The sequence below is a fragment of the Rhizobium sp. YTU87027 genome, from assembly GCF_050644135.1.
Taxonomy (GTDB): Bacteria; Pseudomonadota; Alphaproteobacteria; order Rhizobiales; family Rhizobiaceae; genus Rhizobium.
This window is the reverse complement of the sequence record NZ_CP098441.1, coordinates 238207-258800: the sequence shown is the minus strand read 5'-3', so window position 1 is coordinate 258800 and position 20594 is coordinate 238207. Positions and strand designations below refer to the sequence as shown.

14 protein-coding genes are annotated in these 20594 nt (G+C 59.3%); 2 read left to right on the top strand and 12 right to left on the bottom strand.

What is annotated here, in order from left to right:
* Window positions 1–11: 11 nt before the first annotated feature.
* On the bottom strand, window positions 12–1187 hold the full coding sequence (gene cyoA / locus NBG89_RS20060) for a ubiquinol oxidase subunit II (RefSeq protein ID WP_431323888.1): 1176 nt from the start codon (window positions 1185–1187) through the stop codon (window positions 12–14).
* Window positions 1188–1568: 381 nt separating this feature from the next.
* On the opposite strand from cyoA, the gene NBG89_RS20055 reads away from it, so the two are divergent.
* On the top strand, window positions 1569–2900 hold the full coding sequence (locus tag NBG89_RS20055; RefSeq protein ID WP_431323887.1) for an MFS transporter: 1332 nt from the start codon (window positions 1569–1571) through the stop codon (window positions 2898–2900).
* Window positions 2901–2973: 73 nt separating this feature from the next.
* On the opposite strand, the gene NBG89_RS20050 is transcribed toward NBG89_RS20055, so the two are convergent.
* From NBG89_RS20050 to NBG89_RS20005, 10 genes are all read right to left on the bottom strand, one after another.
* On the bottom strand, window positions 2974–3444 hold the full coding sequence (locus NBG89_RS20050) for a cyclic nucleotide-binding domain-containing protein (protein ID WP_431323886.1): 471 nt from the start codon (window positions 3442–3444) through the stop codon (window positions 2974–2976).
* A gap of 92 nt (window positions 3445–3536) precedes the next feature.
* Window positions 3537–6251, bottom strand: a complete 2715-nt coding sequence (locus NBG89_RS20045) for an ABC transporter transmembrane domain-containing protein (protein WP_431323885.1) — start codon at window positions 6249–6251, stop codon at window positions 3537–3539.
* 195 nt (window positions 6252–6446) lie between these two features.
* Complete coding sequence (locus NBG89_RS20040; protein ID WP_431323884.1) at window positions 6447–7580, bottom strand: glycosyltransferase family protein; 1134 nt, start codon at window positions 7578–7580, stop codon at window positions 6447–6449.
* On the bottom strand, window positions 7577–8824 hold the full coding sequence (locus NBG89_RS20035; protein WP_431323883.1) for a glycosyltransferase: 1248 nt from the start codon (window positions 8822–8824) through the stop codon (window positions 7577–7579). Before NBG89_RS20035 ends, NBG89_RS20040 begins: the two co-directional genes overlap by 4 nt.
* Window positions 8825–8835: 11 nt before the next feature.
* Window positions 8836–10044, bottom strand: a complete 1209-nt coding sequence (locus NBG89_RS20030; protein WP_431323882.1) for a glycosyltransferase family protein — start codon at window positions 10042–10044, stop codon at window positions 8836–8838.
* A gap of 91 nt (window positions 10045–10135) precedes the next feature.
* Window positions 10136–11308, bottom strand: a complete 1173-nt coding sequence (locus NBG89_RS20025) for an ABC transporter permease (RefSeq protein WP_431323881.1) — start codon at window positions 11306–11308, stop codon at window positions 10136–10138.
* Complete coding sequence (locus tag NBG89_RS20020; RefSeq protein WP_088693997.1) at window positions 11309–12307, bottom strand: ABC transporter permease; 999 nt, start codon at window positions 12305–12307, stop codon at window positions 11309–11311. It lies immediately after the preceding gene.
* 3 nt (window positions 12308–12310) lie between these two features.
* Window positions 12311–14218, bottom strand: a complete 1908-nt coding sequence (locus tag NBG89_RS20015) for an ABC transporter substrate-binding protein (RefSeq protein ID WP_431323880.1) — start codon at window positions 14216–14218, stop codon at window positions 12311–12313.
* The gene (locus NBG89_RS20010; RefSeq protein WP_431323879.1) at window positions 14212–16104 is read right to left on the bottom strand and encodes an ABC transporter ATP-binding protein; all 1893 of its coding nucleotides are present in this window, start codon (window positions 16102–16104) and stop codon (window positions 14212–14214) included. The genes NBG89_RS20015 and NBG89_RS20010 overlap by 7 nt, the downstream gene beginning before the upstream one ends.
* Before the next feature lie 153 nt (window positions 16105–16257).
* Window positions 16258–17604, bottom strand: coding sequence for an adenylate/guanylate cyclase domain-containing protein (locus tag NBG89_RS20005; RefSeq protein WP_431323878.1), 1347 nt, complete (start codon window positions 17602–17604; stop codon window positions 16258–16260).
* A gap of 429 nt (window positions 17605–18033) precedes the next feature.
* On the opposite strand from NBG89_RS20005, the gene NBG89_RS20000 reads away from it, so the two are divergent.
* A complete protein-coding gene (locus NBG89_RS20000; RefSeq protein WP_431323877.1) occupies window positions 18034–19395 on the top strand; it encodes a nucleotide sugar dehydrogenase in 1362 nt (453 codons plus the stop codon).
* Here NBG89_RS20000 and NBG89_RS19995 read toward each other — a convergent pair.
* Window positions 19385–20563 carry a DUF3095 domain-containing protein gene (locus NBG89_RS19995; protein ID WP_431323876.1) on the bottom strand — a complete coding sequence of 393 codons (1179 nt, stop codon included), beginning with the start codon at window positions 20561–20563 and terminating at the stop codon, window positions 19385–19387. The genes NBG89_RS20000 and NBG89_RS19995 overlap by 11 nt on opposite strands.
* Window positions 20564–20594 lie beyond the last annotated feature (31 nt).

The window sequence follows — 20594 nt, the reverse complement described above, 5'->3', positions numbered from 1 at the left end:
AGCGCCAGGTCTTAGTTGCTGTTGGATTGCGCAGGCGCCGTCTCGCCGCCGGTATTGCTGTCCATGCCAGGCATTGCGTGACCGTCATGTTGCATTCCCGGCATGTTCTGCATGTCGTTCGTCGCGTCAGTGCCGCTTGTAGCGTCTGACGGCTTGGCTTCGTCGGTATCGTGGCTTTCGCCAGCAAGAGCCCCGGGTTCGCCACCGGCTTGAGCGGCGTGACGGTCGTCATAGCGCAGCTTCTCGCGATTTTCGGCGCTTTCCTTGCCGCCGCCGCCCATTCTGTCGATGTGCATCATCTCGTTCATGCACATCTTGCCGGGTGCCGCGCACATGTTGAGGATTGCATCGAAGAGGTCCTTGTCGACCGACGAGAAGTAGCGCACCGGCTCTCTCTCACTTGGCCGCTCGAGCTTCAGATAGGTGTCCCGGTTCAGCGCGGTGCCCTTTTCCCTGACCTGCGCCACCCACTGTTCGAAGCCCTGCTGGTTTACGCCATGGAACTTGAAGCGCATGTGCGAGAAGCCCGCGCCGCTGTAGTTGGCCGAAAAACCGTCGAAGATGCCTTCCTTGTTGATGACAGCATGCAGCCTGGTCTCCATGCCGGGCATCGCATAGATCTGGCCGGCGAGCGCGGGGACGTAGAAGGAGTTCATCACCGACGAGGAAGTGATCCTGAAACTGATCGGAACGTCGACCGGCGCTGCCATTTCATTGACGCTCGCAATGCCGAGTTCGGGATAGAAGAACAGCCATTTCCAGTCGAGCGCGACGACTTCGACGGTCAGCGGTTTGGTATCGGCCGGGATGGCGCGCTCAGCGTCAATCCGATCGAGAGGACGAAACGGGTCGAGCTTGTGCGTGCTGATCCAGGTGATCGCCCCGAGCGCGATGATGATCGCCAGCGGCGCTGACCAGATGACCACCTCGAGACGGGTGGAATGATGCCATTCCGGATCATAGGTGGCGGCTGTGTTGGAACGGCGATAACGCCAGGCAAACAGTAGTGTCAGAAAGATCACCGGAACGATGATGAGCAGCATCAAAACCGTCGACACAATGATCAGGTCGCGTTGCTGCATGGCGATATCGCCCGAAGGCGACATGACCACCAAATTGCATCCTGCCAGCGCCAAAAGCAGTGGCAGAACGAGGAGATGGCGGGAAAACTTGGGCAGTTTTTGCACGTCTCTATGCTCTTCTTGTTTCGTCCAAACCGCGACTAAAGCACTGTACCGGATAGCAACATGAGGTGTTTGGTCGCAGCGCAGCAGAAATGCCGCACTGCGGGATAAGGCACGTGGCGCAGGATGTCAAAATCCTGAAAGCCATTCGAAGGATTTTCGCGCGCAACCCTTTTTGAGGCGCTAATATATCCGCGAAGGCCGGTCGTGCCAGCCTTTTGGGCGCCGATTTCACGGTGTGAGCTCCGATTTTTCGTCTACATCCAATTTTCGAGGAGGAGGATGAACTATTTACGTCGATCGGACTTGATAAGCTCAGTGGTTTGATCAAGATCGCTAGTGAGGCGCTTTGCCACACAGTGCCTCGACGAGGGAGGCATTTGAATGGCGAATACTACACACTACGGACCATCGACGACATCGATGGAACAGGATGCGCGGCGGATTCATGCCGACAAGCCGGTATCACCTGGCAGCATCGCAATCGGCGTCGTTATCGGGCGGATGTCCGAATTCTTCGATTTCTTCGTCTACGGCCTGGCATCTGTGCTGGTCTTCCCTCAGCTTGTCTTTCCTTTCGCGCCCGACCGACTGACGGCAACGCTCTATTCCTTTGCGATCTTTTCGCTTGCATTTCTGGCGCGTCCGGTCGGATCCGTCGTGTTCATGACCATCGACCGCATCTACGGGCGCGGCGCCAAGCTGACGATCGCATTGTTCCTGCTCGGCGGCTCCACCGCGTCAATCGCGTTCCTGCCCGGCTATAACGAGATCGGCGCCTGGTCCATCGCGTTGCTGGCCCTGTTCCGGCTTGGCCAGGGCTTTGCGCTCGGCGGCGCATGGGATGGCCTGGCCTCGCTGCTTGCACTCAACACACCGCCAAACCACCGCGGTTGGTATGCGATGATCCCGCAGATCGGCGCTCCTATCGGCTTTGCGCTGGCAAGCGTGCTGTTTGGATATTTCATCGCCAACCTGTCCAATGAAGACTTCCTGAGCTGGGGCTGGCGTTATCCGTTCTTTGTCGCCTTTGCGATCAATGTCGTTGCGCTTTTTGCCCGCTTGCGTCTCGTCATGACGCCGGAGTTCGGCTCAGCACTGGAACAACATGAGCTGGAGGCAGCGCCGATCCGCGACGTGTTGCGCGTTCATGGACGCGATATCCTGCTCGGCGCGTTCGTGCCGCTCGCAACCTTTGCCATGTTCCACCTGGTGACCATCTTCCCGCTTGGCTGGATGTACCTCTACGGAACCCAACCTGTCGGCGCCTTCATGGTGGTGCAGATCCTCGGCGCCATGGTCGGTCTGGTCGCCGTCGTCGTCTCCGGACTGATCGCAGATCGCATCGGCCGGCGCGCCCACCTTGCCATCTGCGCGGTCCTCATCGCAATCTTCAGCTTCATTGGTCCGATCCTGATGGGCACGGGCTCCGAAGGGCAGGATGCCTTTGTCATCATCGGCTTCGGCGTGCTTGGCCTGTCGTTCGGCCAAGCGACCGGCTCGATTTCATCGCGCTTCGGCAGGGGCTACCGTTACACCGGCGCGGCTTTCACGTCCGATCTTGCCTGGCTCGTCGGCGCCGGCTTTGCGCCACTCGTCGCGCTGACCTTGTCCAGCCGCTTCGGTCTGCCATTCGTCGGCTACTATCTGCTGTCTGGCGCCTTGTGTACCCTTGCTGCACTGGCATTCAGCAGGGCACTCGAGCAGCGAGACTGATCGCGCAAACGACAAAAGCGCCCGCCTCACGGATCGCGAGGCGGGCCTTTTGCGTTTGGAGAAGGTGAAATCGTTAGATTGCGGCTGCCTGAGGCTGCCTTGCCGCACGCGCTGCCGTCAGTTCGGCCGTCGTGTGGTTGAGGCGGTCTGCCAGCACACGCATGATCTCGACAGCCATTTCAGGGAAATCGCTCAGCAATTTCAGGAAGTGTTCCTTGCTGATGCGCAGAACTTCCAGGGGCGACGTCGCGCGAACCGTCGCGGTACGGGAGACATCGCACAGAATGGCGATCTCGCCGACGATTGAGTTGGGCTCCACATCGGCCACCTTGATATCACCGGCGGAGGAGTGGACAAGAATGTCGGCAGTACCGGACAAGACGACATAGGCGGCATCGCCTGGATCGCCCTGATGGAAGAGGTCCTGACCGATATTGTACGTCATTCGATCGGAAGTGAAGGCCAACAGCTTGAGTTTCGCAGGTGCAATCCTTGCAAAGATCGGCACCCGCCGCAGCATTTCGACTTCGTCTCTCAGCAGCATATGCGTACTACCCCCTGCCGCACTGTACGGTGCGCGGCGCTAGACCGTGGCACCTCTCGAGGGGCGCCATCTTATTGTCCCCCCATAGAGTATTACGATAACAGTTCCTTGAACATACCGTTTTGTTCGGAAAGCTCCGGAAAGTTGCCCGCTTCGGCCAAGGCGCCTCTGTCGAAGAGCAGGATTCGATCAAAGATTTCGGCCAGTTTCGCGTTCGACAACACCCAGATGATGGCGGGCTTTTCGCCCTCCTTGTGCAGTCCTTCGACAATGTTGTGGGTGATCTGATCCTGGACACGCTGGTCAAGGGCCGATAGCGGCCTGTTGAAAACGAAATAGTCCGAGCGCTTGAGAAGCGCGCGAGCAAGGTTCAGCTTCTGCCGCTGCACCATGGTCAGGCGCTTGCCGCCAGAACCGACATCGAATTCGAGGCCGATCGACAAGACATCGTCGATGAGCTCGAGTGCTTCGAACAGTTCACCCATGATGGCCCTGATACGATCGGAGGCGTCGGCCTGCTGATAGGCAATGCGCCCGAACAGGACATTGTCCATCAAGCTTGCCGAAGAGATGAAGTGCTCCGGATCGTAACGCTCGATCACGGCGGCAAGGTCATCTGGTATGTTCTCATGGAACTGCTTGCGGGCGCTGACGATCTTGTCCATCAGCTCGTCAGTCAAGAGACCAAAACGATGCCGGGGCTCGATGTAGGCAAAGCTCAAGCGGATAATGGCCGAGCGCTCCTCGGGGGCTGCATCATCGAAGCGTCGGCTCTGCAGCTTTTGAAGCAGAGCCTGATAGGTCGGAATGTCATCCGCCGTCATGAAGGTGAGCTGTTGGAAGAATGGATGGTCTGGCGGCAGATCGTGGAAGAGTTCGACTGCGTTTTCCGCAATCTCCAGGCCCATGGCGTAAAGATCGTTGCTGAGGCCGGTCTGCCTGAAGAGCGCCTGAAAATACGGATGCGCCGCCAGCCGACGATTGTTCATCATCGGCCGCTTCATCGACCCGAAGAGCAGGTTTTCACCAACCGTGGCCTGGGGATTGTAGGCGTCGAAATCAAACGGAACGACGATGTTGCCAAGCTCGGATTCCTGCATGCGCTGGCGCAGCGCCGTGCGCAGATCGACGATGTGGTCGGCGAGCGCGACATGCACGCTCGTGTTGACCGTCGATCGTAATGCGAGATCAAGAATGTCCTGCGAAATCAGGACCGCATCGAGAACCGGACGGATCGCCGTCAGGATGTCCTCCGGGCCAGTCGCACCGGCGGCCTGGTAGTCCACCCAGTCGCTGTTGATGTCCATCGTCGGATTGCCGGCTTTGACCGCCTCCTCGGCGTGCCACTTGGCCTCTTGAGCCTCCTTGTCGTCATACTTCGGCTCCCTCAGGGGGGCGTGTTTCAAGCCGTAAAGCAGATTGTCCTGCAGCGTTCCATGGAAGAAGTAGGTGTCGGCAGACGCGTAGGAAATGCGCCGGCCGGTAATGGATTCAGGCAGATCAAGAAGGTCCTTGCCGTCGATGGTGACACGGCCGGAATCCGGCCACACCAGCCGCCCGAGTGCTTCCGCGAAGGCTTCAGCTCCGCTGGAATTCGGGCCGACCACGGCGACTGTTTCGTTCGGTTTGATTTCGACCGAAACGTGATCGACCAACCGCGCGCCGCTATCGTCGCTCACCGTCAGGTTGGTAACCATGAGCGGAGCTGTCAGGGCAACGATCGCCTCTGGAGACAGGTTCTGGATCTTGCCGTCGATCAATGGCTCGACATTGAACTGCTCGTAAACCTGCTGGTATTTGACCTGCACGTCCTGGCGCATCTGGTCCCAGTCGATCAGCTCCTTGAGCGGACCGGGCAGATCCTTGTAGGCGCTGATGACGGCGACGAGCTGGCCGATATCCAGTCGGCCCTGAAGTGCGAGATAGCCGCCGATCGCGTAAAAGAGGAACGGCGTGACCTGCGCAAGGAAATTGTTCAGGAACTTGACCAGGAACTTCCACTGATAAAGATCGTAGCGGATCGAGAAAATCAGCCCGAGCCGGGTGGCGATGTCGGCGCGCTCGAAATTCGATGTGTCGTTGCCGTGGATCGTGCCGATGCCGTCGACGATTTCACCGACGCGACCGGACAGCTCACGGGCCGTCAGCTGCCGTTGGCGGCCAAGGTCGAGCAGGCGCTTTCTCATGCGTGGGATCACCACCGCCTGGACCCCGACAATGGCCGCGGCAATCATTCCAAGCCAGAAATTCTGAACGATGATGAAGGCGAGCGCCGTCAGCGCCTGACCGCCGAGCAGGGCAGGCGAAACGAAGGCATCCCCGGTGAAGCCGCCCATCGGCTCGACTTCATCCTTGATCATCGTCGCGATTTCAGCCGACTTGACGCGCTTGAAATGCGCTGGCGGGAACCGCAGGACCCGGTCGATTAGCTCGAAGCGAATGCGCCGCAGCATCCGCTCGCCAAGCCGTCCCTTGTAGGTGTTGATGTAGAACTTGAAGAGGCCGTTGAGGACGACCAGCGCAAGGAAGACGAGGCTCAGCCCCATCAACATCTGCAGCCGGTCGAGCTGGAGCCCCTTGAAGAACTCGACCTCGCCAATGATTGGGAACTTATAGGCCAGGCGCATGAAGGTCTGCGTTGCGCCTTCGCCCTCGAAGCCAGAGCCCTGAATCGGTCCGTTGACGATCTGCTTTGGCAGGTCGAAGGACAGAAAGTAGGGGATCATCGAGACTGCAACGACTGCTAGGATCCAGAGCTGCTGCAGCCGCGTGTTTGACCAGATGTAACGCGCGAGGCTTTTTTCCATTGCTAACCGTCAGTTGCCTGGGAAATCTGGGGGCAGTGAACCTGCGGCAAGACAAGGAGGAATGCCGAAAACAGGACCATGCAACCGGACCGCCGGATCTCATAATGAAAACAAGGCGAATCGGCTTGCCGTCGTCATGCCGATTCTCGCCGGGATGTTGTTTATATCACATGACTTTCGCAAAGTGCGAGGGTTTCAGCCAGTCATTGAACGAATGATTGCCGCTGTCTTCTGCGCACCGGCGAGATCCAGCGACACCGGAGCTGCGCGCGGCGTCGCAAGTGCCGTGCGGACAGCGTCGGCAACAATCTTTGGGGTCAGGCCGGCCTCTGGCAGAATATCTGCGAGCCCGAGGGCTTTCAACCGCTCTGCACGAACCGTCTGCTCCGTCTCGCCACCGGCAACAAATGGAACGAGGATCGCCCTGCAGTCCGTCTGCAACAGGTCGCCAACGGTATTGTAACCGGCCTGTGAAATGGAAACGCGTGCGCCGCGCAGCAGCGAGGGGAAGTCTTTTCGGAAGCGGGCGAGCGTGACATTCCCCGGCCTTGTATTCGCCAGGTCGGCAAAATCAGCCTCCGGGAGGTTCGGTCCACTGATTAGCAACCACCGCAGGTTCGCCGGCAGCATGGCAGCAGCTGCATTGGCGGCCCGAAGCAGATCGAGCCCGACGGCGCCGCCGCCCGCGGAGGCTATGATGTCGAAGGTCTCCTCCGGCGCGGCCGCGCGCGATGCTGCCACCATGCCGGTATAGCGAATTTTGGAGGCGATATCCGATGTCAGAGGAAAAGTATCTTCCAGACGAACGAAGTTCGGATCCCCGTGGACGAGAACGCCGTCGAAATGGTCCCGAACCAGCGTGACCGTCTCTTCGTCGCGTCCCGGCTTGCGGTTTTGCTGCAGGATATCGCGCACGGAGCTGAAAAGTTTCGGCCTTGGATGCGCCTTCGCGATCGCGTCGAGAAGCGGAAGCAGCTCGAAACGCATCTGCCGGCGGCCAAAGGGAAAGGCTTCAACGATGACAACATCGGGCTCGCAATCGCGAAAGGCCGAAAGCAAGAGGTGGCGGCGCCGGCTCAAAAACGCTTCGTCCGCGGCAACGCCATTGCTGTCGGCAAGTCCTGAGAAACCTGCATTGCTGGCGACGACCGGCGGCAGTGCCACCGTCTTGATGCCGTCTGCGGGAAAGCCAGGCACGGGTAGACCGCCGGTGACAACGGTGACGTCGAACCCGTCGCGGACGAGCGCGCCCGCGATGCGGCTTGCCCGGGCGATATGCCCGATGCCAAGCAAATGCTGAACGTAGAAGAAAACGCGGGGCATGCTCATGAGGCTTTCTGCCATTCCTCTTCAAACAGCCGGCCGAGCTGATCGATACTTGCCTCGTGATCGAAATGCTCGCGCACGCGCCGTTCCGCCGCATCGCCAAGCTGCAACCGCAAGGCAGGATCCCGGATCATTTTCTCAAGTGCGCCCGCGAACGCGACGGAATCTTGCGGTGGCACCACCATCCCGTTCTCACCATCGACCAGGAGTTCAGGTACGCCCGATACCGAGGTCGAGACGCAAGGCAGGCGCTGACTGGACGCCTCGACCAAGACATTCGGTAGGCCATCGCGATCGCCATTAGACGCAATCCGACAGGCAAGCGCGAAAACATCGGCGCGACGATAGTGGTCGAGCACGTCTTCCTGAGCAAGCGGGCCCTTCCAGCTGATGCGATCCGTCAGGTTGAGCTCCGCGGCAAGAGCCTCCAGCTTCGGTAATTTGTCTCCGCCGCCGATATGTTCAAACCGCCAATTCAGATCGCGCGGCAGGAGAGCGAGTGCCCTCAAAAGCGTTTCGTAGCCCTTCTTTTCCACTGCCCGCCCGACGCTGAGAATGAGCACGGGGTCGGCCGGATCGCCGCCATCGCGGTGAGAACGCGCACCGCCGAAATGGGCAAAGCGCGCAAGGTCGAGGCCATGGTAGCTCAGATGCACCGCTTCCTTGCGCGGTGTCAGCGTGCGCATGTGTTCATAGCCGCTTCGTGTGCAGGTCACCGTCCAGCGTGCACTGCCGAGCTTTTCGTGCAGGTCCCAATCGGGCGATGTCCAGATATCCTTGGCATGGGCAGAGCAAGTCCAGGGTACGCCCGTCAGGATGCTTGCATATTCGGTCACCGATGCAGGCGTGTGGATGAAGTGCGCGTGCAACCATTCGCCGTTATCAGGCCACTCACGCCCGAGCACCAGCGCCTGCCCCAAGCGTCTGAAGCGGCTACGGGAGACGTCACGCGGCAGGTCCGTCAGGAAGCGTTTCCACAGCGCCTTGATCCCCGGCTTGCGAAAGCTCGCAAGAAAACCCTTGAGGACGCGTATCGGCTCCTCGTGGAGGTATTCCGGCAGATAGATGACACGTGCCCTGATCTCGTCATGCACTGGATGCCGTTTCTTGTCGGTCGGCCGGCGCATCGAGATCAAGGTCAGGTCGAAACCGGCCTTCTCCAGGCCGAGCAGTTCCTGAGCGATAAAGGTCTCCGAAAGGCGCGGATAGCCCTTCAGCACGACGAGAATCTTACGACGTTGCAACAAGGTCCTGGCCTTCACTCGGCTCCGACGACGGACAGATGACGGCTGCGGCCGTCCAGCCAATGCCCGACGGTTTGCGAGATATGATCGAGGCCCTGCAGTTGCAAGGTACAGCCACTTTGGGATGGCGGCGCGCGATCGGGTAGTCGCTTCAGGGCTTCGGACATTATCGTCGGATTTGCGGACTGATCTGGCAGCAACACGTCGATGAGGCCAAGCTCGCTCGCCCGCTTTGCACGCAACAGCTGCTCTTCACGCGGCTTTACCCGCGGCACGATGAGGGCAGGTTTGTCGAACGACAGAATTTCGCAATAAGTGTTGTAACCACCCATGGCGACGACACCCGTGGCGCCCACAACCAACTCTTCCATGTGATTGTCGAACTCGATCACCTCGATGTAGGGAATGCGGGCTCCTTTGGCGACCAGCTTGGCGCGTTCGGCCGCGGGCATGTACGGGCCGAGGACCACAAGCGCCTTTTGTTGCAGCGTCGGATCATGCTCATAGGCATTCATGACGTCATGCACGAGATCGGAGCCATCGCCACCACCGCCGGTCGTGACCAGAATATAGTTGTCCGATCGCGCGTTAATCGAGGTCTTGCTCGTGGAGACGCTGCGTTGCAGGAAGCCGACGAAATCCATTTTCCGGCGCACGCTTGCCGGAACATCAAGGCCGACCAGCGGGTCGTAGAAATCAGGCGGGCCGTAGACCCAGACGGAATCATAATATTGGTCGATCTTCTGCATGATGCCGTTTCGCTTCCATTCGGCATCGAGAAGGTGCGGCGCGTCCATGATCTCGCGCAGTCCAAGCACCAGGACGGTACCGCGTGCTTTAAGATAGGCCAGCGTGTCCTCGACCTCCCCCTTCAGTCCCATCGGTTCCTTGTCGACGATGAAGATGTCGGGCTGGAAGGTTTCGGCCGTGTGTCGAATACTCGCCTCTCGCATCTTCAGCGTTTCATGCAGATCGATATGGCCCGCCATCGACGTGTATTCGCCGTTGCGAAGCTTGATCACGCTCGGAATCTTCACGAAGTCGACGCGCGCTCGGTAGTCGAAAGCGCCGGCGATCGTCGCACCGGAGATGATCAGAATGTTAAGCCCGCGATAGTCCTCGACCAAAGCGTGTGCGATCGCGCGACAGCGGCGCAGATGACCAAGGCCGAACGTGTCGTGGCTGTACATGAGGATGCGGGCATCTTCCAGGCGCCGTGCCATGGGCACTCCTTCTGCGCTGTCGTTCATACTAGCACCGCCGGTTTCCGCTGGCCGACCAGAAGACAGAGCAAAGCTCCGCCGGGGCTGGCCGCTATTTGTAGGGATCTGCCGCATCGCGCAAGCCATCTCCCAGAAAGTTGAACGCCAAAATGACCAGAACGACAGGTATAATCGGAAAAAGCAACCATGGATAGAACGCGATGACGCTTACGCTTTTGGCCTCCGTCAGCAAAATGCCCCAACTGGTGATCGGCGGACGCAGACCCAGGCCCAGAAAGCTGAGCGCCGTCTCGCCGAGAATCATGCCGGGGATCGAAATCGTGGCCGAAGCGATCAGGTGGGACATGAAGCCGGGCACAAGATGCCGGCCGATGACACGCGGCGTGCTGGCACCCATTAGCTGGGCGGCCTGGACATAATCCTCCTCACGCAACGCCAAGAGTTTCGAGCGCACGGCTCGCGCCAGTCCAGTCCAATCGATGATCCCGAGGATGACCGTGATCCCGAAATAAATGACAATCGGACTCCACGTAACCGGCATGATCGCCGCCAGTGCCATCCAGAGCGGCAGGCTCGGCAGCGACTGCAGAACTTCGATGAGGCGCTGGACGATCAGATCGAAGATGCCACCCCAATACCCTGCCAGTCCGCCGATGACGATACCAAGGCAGAAGCTGATGGCGATACCAATCAGGCCAATCGTCAACGAAATGCGCGCGCCATAGAGAATACGGGAAAGAACGTCGCGGCCAAGACGGTCGGTGCCAAGCAGGAACATCTGCCCGCCGACTGCCGGGCAGACGAGGTGCAGGTCGGAACTGACCAGTCCCCAGAACTTGTATGGATCCCCGCGACAGAAGAAGCGGATCGGCTGCACATCGTTTGGTCTATCGGTGTAGATTCGATGCAGCGTATCGAGGTCAAGCGACATGCTGCGTCCATAGACGAAGGGGCCGATGAACTTGCCGTTGTCGAAGAAGTGGACCCGCTGTGGCGGCGAATGGATGAAGTCGACATTCTTGGTATGCAGCCCATAGGGCGCAACGAATTCGACGATGATGATCATGAAATAGAGGGCAAGCAGGAAGACGGCGGAGACAAGCGCCAGCCGGTGCTGCTTGAACTTCCACCACATCAACTGCTTCTGCGAGGCAAGGTGGATACGCGATTGCGCAGCTGTCATCCCTTCTGTTGCCATCGGATCGAAGGGTGCGGTCGAAACGTAGTGCGGCATCGGCGCGCCGGGCGGTGGCAAGGGCGACATTTATTTGGTGCTCCTGCCTTGGAGGCGGATACGCGGATCGAGGAAGCCCAGCGCGATATCGGAAACAAGAACCCCGATCACGTTGAGGAAGGCGAGGAACATCAGGAATGACCCAGCGAGATACATGTCCTGGCTCTGTAGGGCCTTGATGAGCATTGGGCCCGTCGTTTCGAGCGACAGCACGATCGCGACGATTTCGGCGCCCGAGATGATCGAAGGCAGGATCGAGCCGATATCGGCGACGAAAAAGTTAAGGGCCATGCGCAAGGGATATTTCACGAGCGCGCGTAGCGGGTGAAGCCCCTTGGCGCGCGCCGTCACGACATATTGCTTCTGCATCTCGTCGAGCAGATTGGCCCGTAGCCGTCGGATCATGCCGGCCGTTCCCGCCGTGCCGACGATAATAACCGGAATCCACAGATGCGACAGAATCGACCGGGCCTTTTCCCAGCTCATCGGCTCGTTGAGGAACTTCTGGTCCATCAAATGCCCGATCGAGACGCCGAACCAGATGTTTGCAAAGTACATCAGGATCAAAGCCAGCATGAAGTTTGGGATGGCGATGCCAAGCAACCCCAGAAAGGTCAGCCCGTAGTCGCCCCAGCTGTACTGGTGGGTCGCGGAATAGATGCCGATCGGAAACGCGATCAACCACGTCAGCAGGATCGTGGAAAAGGAGACGAGGATCGTCAGCCAAAGACGATCGCCAACGACTTCCGAGACCGGCAGCTGATATTCGAACGAATAGCCGAAGTCTCCATGCAGCATGCCCCCGACCCAGAAGAAGTAGCGGACGATCTCAGGCTTGTCGAAACCGTATTGCTTTCGCAGCTCCTCGATTTCCTGAAGATTGGCACTCTCGCCTTGGGCCCGCAACTCGGCGATCTGGCTCTCGAAGAAATCGCCTGGCGGGAGCTCGATGATGGTGAAGACTAGCGCCGAGATGATGAACAGTGTCGGCACCATCGCTGCAATGCGCCAAAGGATGTATTTCAGCATCCCTCAAGCCTCCTTGAACCAGAAGGCATCCGGCATGTAGAGGCCGAGATAGGACGTTGGGTCAAAACCATAGAGGGCCTGCTCTGGCACGTTCTGCAATTTGGCGGATCTGAGGATCGGCTGCAGCGTGCTGTTGATGAGGCCGATCGAGAAGACCTGTTGCGTGTAGAGCGCCAGCATCTGATGCCAGATTACCTCGCGCTCCTCGAATCTCGTGGTATCACCCCACTGCTTGAGAAGATCGACCAGCTGCTGCACTTCCTTGAGGTCGGGCGCGCTGCCTTCCTGCCCGGCAGACAGGTGGTACATCCCCCAAAGCGGCCATTGCAGTTGATCGTCGAGGGTTGGGGCAAGCTGGCCCGGAGACATGTCGGCGGTTGCGACGCCGTTCTCTATGCCGTACCAGATCGACATCATGATCGTGCCGCTCATGGCGCGGCTGCGGAACACGTCGCGCTGCGAGGTGCGGGTGTAGAGAGCAAGACCGACCTCAAGCCAATGATCACGCACCAGTTCCAAAACATCGGTGTCGAGATTGCTTTCGCCGGCCGTTTCCACTGTGATTTCTGCACGGCGACCGTCCGGCAACAAGCGAATGCCGTCGGCGCCACGGCTCGTCAAACCGAGTTCGTCAAGGAGCTTGTTTGCCTGATTTGGATCATGGGCAATGAAGGCATCCGCATATTCGGGCCTGAAGAGGGGACTATCGGGTAGAACGGTATCAGCGCTAGCCTTGCCGAGACCATAGAAGGCTACCATGTTGATCTCGTGCCGATCGATCGCCATCGACAGCGCGCGGCGGAACCGGACCTCGCGAAAGAGGTTGCGCCAGACCTCATCGGCGCAGTTGAGGTTCGGCAGCAGCGCGACACGCGATCCGCGCACCTGCTTCCACAGGTTGACCCTCACCGGAAACCGCTTTTCCGCATCCTTCAAGAAAGTGTAGTCGCTAAAGTCAACGCCAGTTGCCTGCAAGTCGGATTCACCGGCGCCCGCCTTGGCGGCAATGATCGAGGACGAGCTGACGTTGAGGATGAACTGGTCGATATAAGGGAGTTGCACCCCGTTCTCGTCGACCCGATGGAAAAACGGGTTGCGGACGAAGACGAACTGTTCGGCTGGCAGCGGCGTGGTGTTGCGCCACGGATCGAGCGTCGGCAAGTCCGGGTTTTCGGGGCGCGAGGCGCGCGACATCTTGATGTGCAGGTCAGCCCACTTCTTGACGCGGTTTTCCTTCATCAAAGCCGAAAGACGGAAATCGTCCTGATATTTCTTGTGGAACTGCTTGAGGTAGTGTCCGGGTCCAAAGATCACCAGCGGTAGCGGACCGGCGAGCGCCGGCATGAACATCGGATTGGGCCGCTCCCAGGTATAGCGAACAGTCAAAGCGTCGACGACCTCGAATTTCGGCAGACTGCCATGCGGTCTGAGCTCGAGCGCCCCGCCTCCTGGCGTCAGTTCCTTGTTGAGGATCACATCTTCCCACCAGTAACGGAAGTCGTCGACCGTGAAGGGCGCCCCGTCAGACCAGCGGTGTCCCTCGCGCAGATGGAAGGTGAAGACGGTGTCATCCTTGGATTCGAAACCAAGCAGAATATCCGGTTGGAACATCAGGTGCTTGTCATAACCGACCAGGCGGGAATAGCCGTAGACGGTCATGTAGCGAATGTCCTTCTGGCTGCCGATGATCGTGCGTACCGTGCCGCCATAGACGCCGGGCTGCCGCCCCGCCTCCTTCATGTTGACGATCCGTGGATGGGTCGGCAAGCGATCCACCATGACGGGAATACGCCCCGCTCGCAGCCAATCCCTGAGGAATTCAGGCTCGATGTCGCGATCCGCCGCCTTGGCGAGCGAAGGCAGCACCGCCGAACCAACAAGACCACCGAGAAACCTGCGTCGCGTTACCATGAGCGAAGCTCCTTTACGTCCGCACCCTTGCGGGCCCGCACGAAGTGGCCGTTGCCGAGATCTGCATAGTCCAGTTCGGAAGCGTCGTCATGCTCCGCCGTAAAGGTGATACCCCAATTCTGCTTGTCTGCGGCGCCATTCCTTCTCAGCGCCTCGAAATCGAGCGGCCGGTTCAGGTCGGGGAAGGGAACCGCTGCCAAAAGCGATTTCGTATAAGGATGCACGGGATCACGCAGAATGATCTCGCGTGGTGCGATCTCGACGATGCGCCCCTTGCACATGACGGCAATGCGGTCGGCCATGTAGTCGACGACCGCCAGATTGTGCGAAATGAAAAGATAGGTAAGCCCAAGGTCCTTCTGCAGGTCCTTGAGCAGGTTGAGAATCTGGGCCTGAACGGAAACGTCGAGCGCTGACACCGGCTCGTCGAGAATGATGAGCTTCGGCCCAAGTGCCAACGCGCGCGCGATGCCGATGCGCTGCCGTTGGCCACCCGAAAAGCTGTGCGGATAACGGTTCAGATAACGTCGGTCGAGACCAATGGCGCCCATCAGCGCCTCCACGCGCTGTTTACGCTCCGCGCCGTCCCCGCGGTCGTGAATCTCCAGAGGCTCGCTGAGAATGTTGCGCACCGTCATGCGCGGTGACAGTGAGGAAACCGGATCCTGGAAGACCATTTGTATCTTGGTGCGCAATTCCTGCAGATCGTCACCCGAGACGGATAAGACGTCGATGACATCCTTTCCGTCGTTGAAAATCACAGAGCCTGCGTCCGGGGTTACGGCACGCATCAATATCTTGCTGACCGTCGTCTTGCCACATCCGGATTCACCGACAAGCCCAAGACATTCGCCGCGCCGGATATCAAAACTGACGTCATCGACGGCGTGAACCAGCGCGGCCTCGCGTGTTCCAAACAGTCCGCGGTTGCGGGTCCTGAACGTCTTCGACAGGTTGTTGACGGAAAGCAGGATCTCCGGCCCCTCCGCCTTCACCTTCTTCTTGCCGATCAGGGATTCGAGGTTGACGGGCACGTCGCGCAGCGCCTTGAGGCGCTCGCCAGGCTTCATGTCGAAGTGCGGAACGGCCGCCATCAGGCCCTTGAGGTATGGATGCTGAGGGTTGCGGAAGATCGACTCGACCGGCCCCGCCTCCATGATCTCGCCGTGATAGATCACCACGACCTCGTCCGCCATGTTGGCGACGACGCCGAGATCATGTGTGATCAACAGCATTGCCATTCCAAGCTTGTGCTGGAGATCGCGCAGCAGTTCCAGGATCTGCGCCTGGATCGTCACGTCGAGCGCAGTTGTTGGTTCGTCGGCGATCAAGAGCGCCGGATTGCAAATCAGTGCCATTGCGATCATCGCGCGCTGGCGCATGCCGCCCGACAGCTCGAACGGGTACATATCGAACGTGCGCTTCGGATTGGCAAAGCCGACGAGACCCAGCATCTCCTCGGTTTTCTCGCGCGCTTGCTTCTTGTCGGCGTCGGTGTGGATGAGGAGCGCTTCGCCGATTTGATTGCCGACCGTGTGGATGGGTGACAGCGAGGTCATCGGCTCCTGAAAAATCGTCGCCATGCGACGACCACGCAGGTCACGCATCTCCTCGCTGTCACGCGAGTAGCGCAGAATGTCCGTCGTCTTGCCGTCCAGCGGGTCGGTAAAAAGAATACGCCCTTCGGCCGCGGCCGGATTCGGGAGGATACCCATGATGCTCTGGCTAATCACGGATTTACCTGAGCCGGATTCTCCGACGAGCGCAGTGACCTTGCCCGGCAAAATACGGATGTTCGCGTTCTTTACGACGCGCAGACGATCGCCGAAAACCGAGAAAGAAACGTCGAGGTTCTCGATGCGCAACAGATCCGAGGCGGACGCCATACCAATGAAATTCCCCAGTTTTTCTATGTTCCCGTTAAGGCACACTATCGTACCGCAATCGGGGTGTCCAGTTGATGACGGACACGGAAAAACCGGCGCATTTCTTGTTAAGCGCGTGGTGAAATCTGGACCTGTTTTGGGGTGGGCGCGCCGCTACTGCATGAACTTCTCGACCGTTGGTTTATTGGCCTGCTTGCGAGCATCGCGATGAAGCAGGATGACCTGCTCGGCCTCCGAAAGGCCGGTCGGAGCCACCTCGCGGAATTTCTCTTCCACATGCAGGACGGGCGCCGGCACATGCGGCTGCAGAACCGTGACCTTTTGGCGAACGCCGCGCAGCTTTTCCTCTCCCAGGGTGCGCCACTCGCCACCGCAGTAGCCGGCAAATGCCTGGCTTGCGACCACCTCGCTCGAATATTTCTTCGTCAGCGATTGCAGGCGCTGAACCTCGTTGACAGCCTGGCCGAACGCCGAAAAGGTCAGCCGGTCTTTCAGGCCGACATTGCCGAACATGACGTTGCCGACGTGCAGCCCGATCCCGTAGGAAACCTTGCTCAAGCCCGCATCCATTCGTTCCCGGTTCAATTCGGCGACCCGCGCTTGCGCCTGATGGACGGCGGAAAGGGCCGCCTGACAGGCAATCTTGGATGGGTCCTTGTGTCGGCCGCAGGGATAGACCGCCAGGAAGCCGTCTCCGAGGAAACTCAAAATCTCGCCACCATTGCGGTTGAACGGCGCAGCGATCGCATCGAAGAACTGGTTCAGCGTATCGATGTAGGCCTGCCGGCCCTCCTTTTCGGCGTACATGGTCGACTGGCGCATATCGCCCATGACGAGGGCAGCACGGATTGTCTCGCCATCACCGCGACGGATCTGGCCGTTCAACACCCGCTTGCCGGCATCGCCGCCCAGATAGGTGGTCAGCATGTTGTTGGCAAGCTTGCCGAGAACCGCCATCTTGGCGGCAACGGCAAGGTGATTTTGCATGCGCAGCAGCGCATCGATCATGTCATCGGAGAAACCGGCATGGCTATCCGTCGACCATGATCCCATCATGCCCTGCACGGAACCATCGCCGAATGGCTGAACAAAAGCCAGATAGTCGGTGATGTGCTCTTGCCGCAGATCGATGAAGACCGGAAACTCAGCTGGCCCATCGGCCGGAATCCGGCGGCGAATGTGCTGCAGATTGTTGTCCAACAGGTAGTAGTAGGGGCTCTGCAGGAAGCGGTCGGGCTTCTGTCCCGCCGCCGTATGGCGAAACCCCTCGATCGTGACGCCGCTTGCCCGTCGCCATGTGAAGCTCAACGCATCGTAAAGCGGATGCAGCATGGAAAACGTCAGGTGCACGCGCACGATCGGCAAGCCTGCTGCCGCAATGCGCTCGCAAAATCCGCGAACGATGTTCTCGAGGTCATCGCCAGCCAACGAAGAATTTGTCAGCCATTCAGCGACCCGATCCAACAAAATAGTGGAGACGGTGGATTCGATCGTGCCCATTCTCGGTAGTATCCTCATAAAGCACGTCCATTCCCGAAAAACGTCGGCACCCCTGCCTGCAGCAACGCCGTGCGCAGGGCGGGGAAAGAGGATGGACGAGCGGTAATATTGTGTCAACGATCTGCCGGGAGCCCGGCAGCGGCACCTGTCAAACCCTTATTATGGTGGGCGGAACAGGCAATCCTTTCTCGTGGTTCGTTATTCAGTTTAAATAGGCACGGGGCCGACCCCAAACAATGGCATCTGCACATTTTCTGACGTTGCAATACAATCTCTTGGCGCATCCGAGTCATTTTGGTCACACCGTCGGGAACGGCGGGGAGACTAAGGCACGCGCGATGGCGCGCGTTTTCACGATCTCGTCAGCTTGAGTAACCTGCTGCGTGGGTTTCAATTGGCTCGGTCTTCCATTAGATCAAGGTACCCTTCATGACTGATATGAGACCTGCCTTGGCCAGTTCCTCCGCCTATGACATCCTTTCCGGCAAGATCGAAACACGAAGCGCCCGAGCCGGCGTCATAGGGCTCGGCTATGTCGGCTTACCCCTGGCAATCGCCATTGCCCGCAGCGGTTTTGCCGTCACCGGCTTCGACATCGATCCGAAGAAAATCGTCTCCCTGGATGCGCGGCGCTCCTATATCGATGCCGTCGCAAGCGATGATCTCGCTACTGAGATCGACGGAGGGCGCTTTTCTGCAACCACGGATTTTGCCGGGCTCGCCGCTTGCGACGTCATCGTCATTTGTGTTCCGACACCGCTCACCAAACACCGCGACCCCGATCTCTCGTTTGTCGAGGCGACGTCCCGATCGATCGCCGAGCATCTGCGGGCCGGTCAGCTTGTGGTTCTGGAGTCGACGACCTATCCGGGCACCACGGATGATGTCGTCAAGGTCATCTTGGAAAGAACCGGCCTCAAATCGGGTACGGATTTCTTCGTCGGCTTTTCCCCGGAGCGAGAGGATCCAGGCAACCAGCATTATCACACGGCGACAATCCCCAAGGTTGTCGCTGGCGATGGCCCGCAAGCATTGGCGCTCATGAAGAGCTTCTATGGCGCGGCAGTGAAAACCGTCGTTCCTGTGTCTTCCAACGCGACGGCAGAGGCCGTCAAGCTGACGGAGAACATCTTCCGGTCGGTCAACATTGCGCTCGTCAACGAGTTGAAGACCGTCTACGCCGCCATGGGCGTTGATGTCTGGGAAGTGATCGAGGCGGCAAAGACCAAGCCGTTCGGCTACATGCCTTTCTATCCCGGGCCGGGACTCGGTGGCCATTGTATCCCGATCGATCCCTTCTACCTGACCTGGAAGTCCCGCGAATACGAGCTGCCGACGCGCTTTATCGAGCTCGCTGGCGAGATCAACTCGGCAATGCCGCGCTACGTCGTCGGCAGACTTGCCGAAGCACTCGACATGCGCTCCGGCAAGGCCCTCAGTCGCTCACGCGTGCTGGTTCTTGGCTTGGCCTACAAGAAGAATGTCGCCGACATTCGCGAGAGCCCTTCGCTGCGCCTGATGGAGATCATCGAAGAGCGGGGCGGCAAGACCGACTACCACGATCCTCATGTCGGCGAGATCCCCTCGACGCGCGAGTACCAGCACTTGAAAGGCCGCAAATCGGTCGACCTCACACGGGAGGTGTTGGAAGCCTACGACGCCGTTCTGGTGGCGACTGATCACGATCACCTAGACTACGCGCTGATCGCAAACAATGCACTGCTGATCGTCGACACCCGCAATGTCTTTGCCCGCCTCGGATTATCCGCCGCCCACATCGTCAAGGCGTGATTTCCACGCCCGACAGCTGTTTTCCCGTGATCTGGCTGGCCGCGACGGCATAGCCGCCGCTGGCACCATCGATGAAGTGCGCGTGATCGCGCGAAAGCGGCGTCGGGACGAAACAGGTCATTAGCGCGGAGGACTGGCGGTGCAGGCCGTAGCGGGCAATGCCCTTTGCTTTCGCTTCTTCGAGGAGCGCCTGAATGCGGCCGAGATGGTCCGCGTCGACATCGATCGTCATCTTCAGGCCATCGTCGAACTTGCGAAAATCCGAATTGCCGGAAACGTCCTGCGTGTAACGCCGGGCATCAAAGCGGCCAAGCTTCGCACCCAGCTTGTGCAGGACGACCACAAGGACGATCTGAAGAAGGATGAACAGCTTCTGTCTCAAGCGCTTTTTCGGCGGCGCGATCGCCCGCGCCTCGCGATCGACCCCCTTCATCGAAAAGGCAAAGTCAGGGCCATCCGCGGGGATCGGGTGGCCGCCACGTCCCTGTTCGGCAGAGATTGCCACGACGTCCATCACGAGCTTGCGAAACTCGGCGGTCGGGCGGCCGCCTTCGGCCGGCACCGCGATGATGGAGACGATTTCGCCGTTGTGTGCCGCGATCGGGCTCCAGCGGCATGACAGACCAGTCAGATCCGGCCGCGTGCCCGGCGGTGCCGGCTCGACACTGTAGCGTCCATTTTTCATCTGGCGCTCGGCCCAACTCGCTCCGCCCCCGGCAAACATCGCGTAGCTGACGAACGGGCTGGCGGCATGACGGGCGACACGAACGTCGAGACCTTCCTTGCGAATATCCGCGATCGGCACGACCGCAATACGCAGCCGCAGGCCCATTTCCTCCTCAACCCAGCGCTGTGCGGCTGCCAGTGCCCCGCGCGCGGCATTTTCCAAGGTTCCTGGCAGTGCGACGACGGCGCCGTCGCCACCGAACACAAACGGGTAATCGCCTTTGTCAACCGCATTCAGGATTGCTGAAATGACACTGACGCCCGCCATGTTCACGTCCTTGTAACGGCCGGCCGCGATCGCCTGTGTCGAACTGACGATGTCAGCCAGCGCCAGGAACCAGCCGTCTGGGAGCGGGTGATAGTTGCTCGTATCCGTCACCCGCTCGAAGTCGGCGAAGACAGGCACGTCAGCGAAGAATCTTTCATTCGAAACATCGTTCATGCGAGAAGCCTAGACACACCCATGCTGTGAC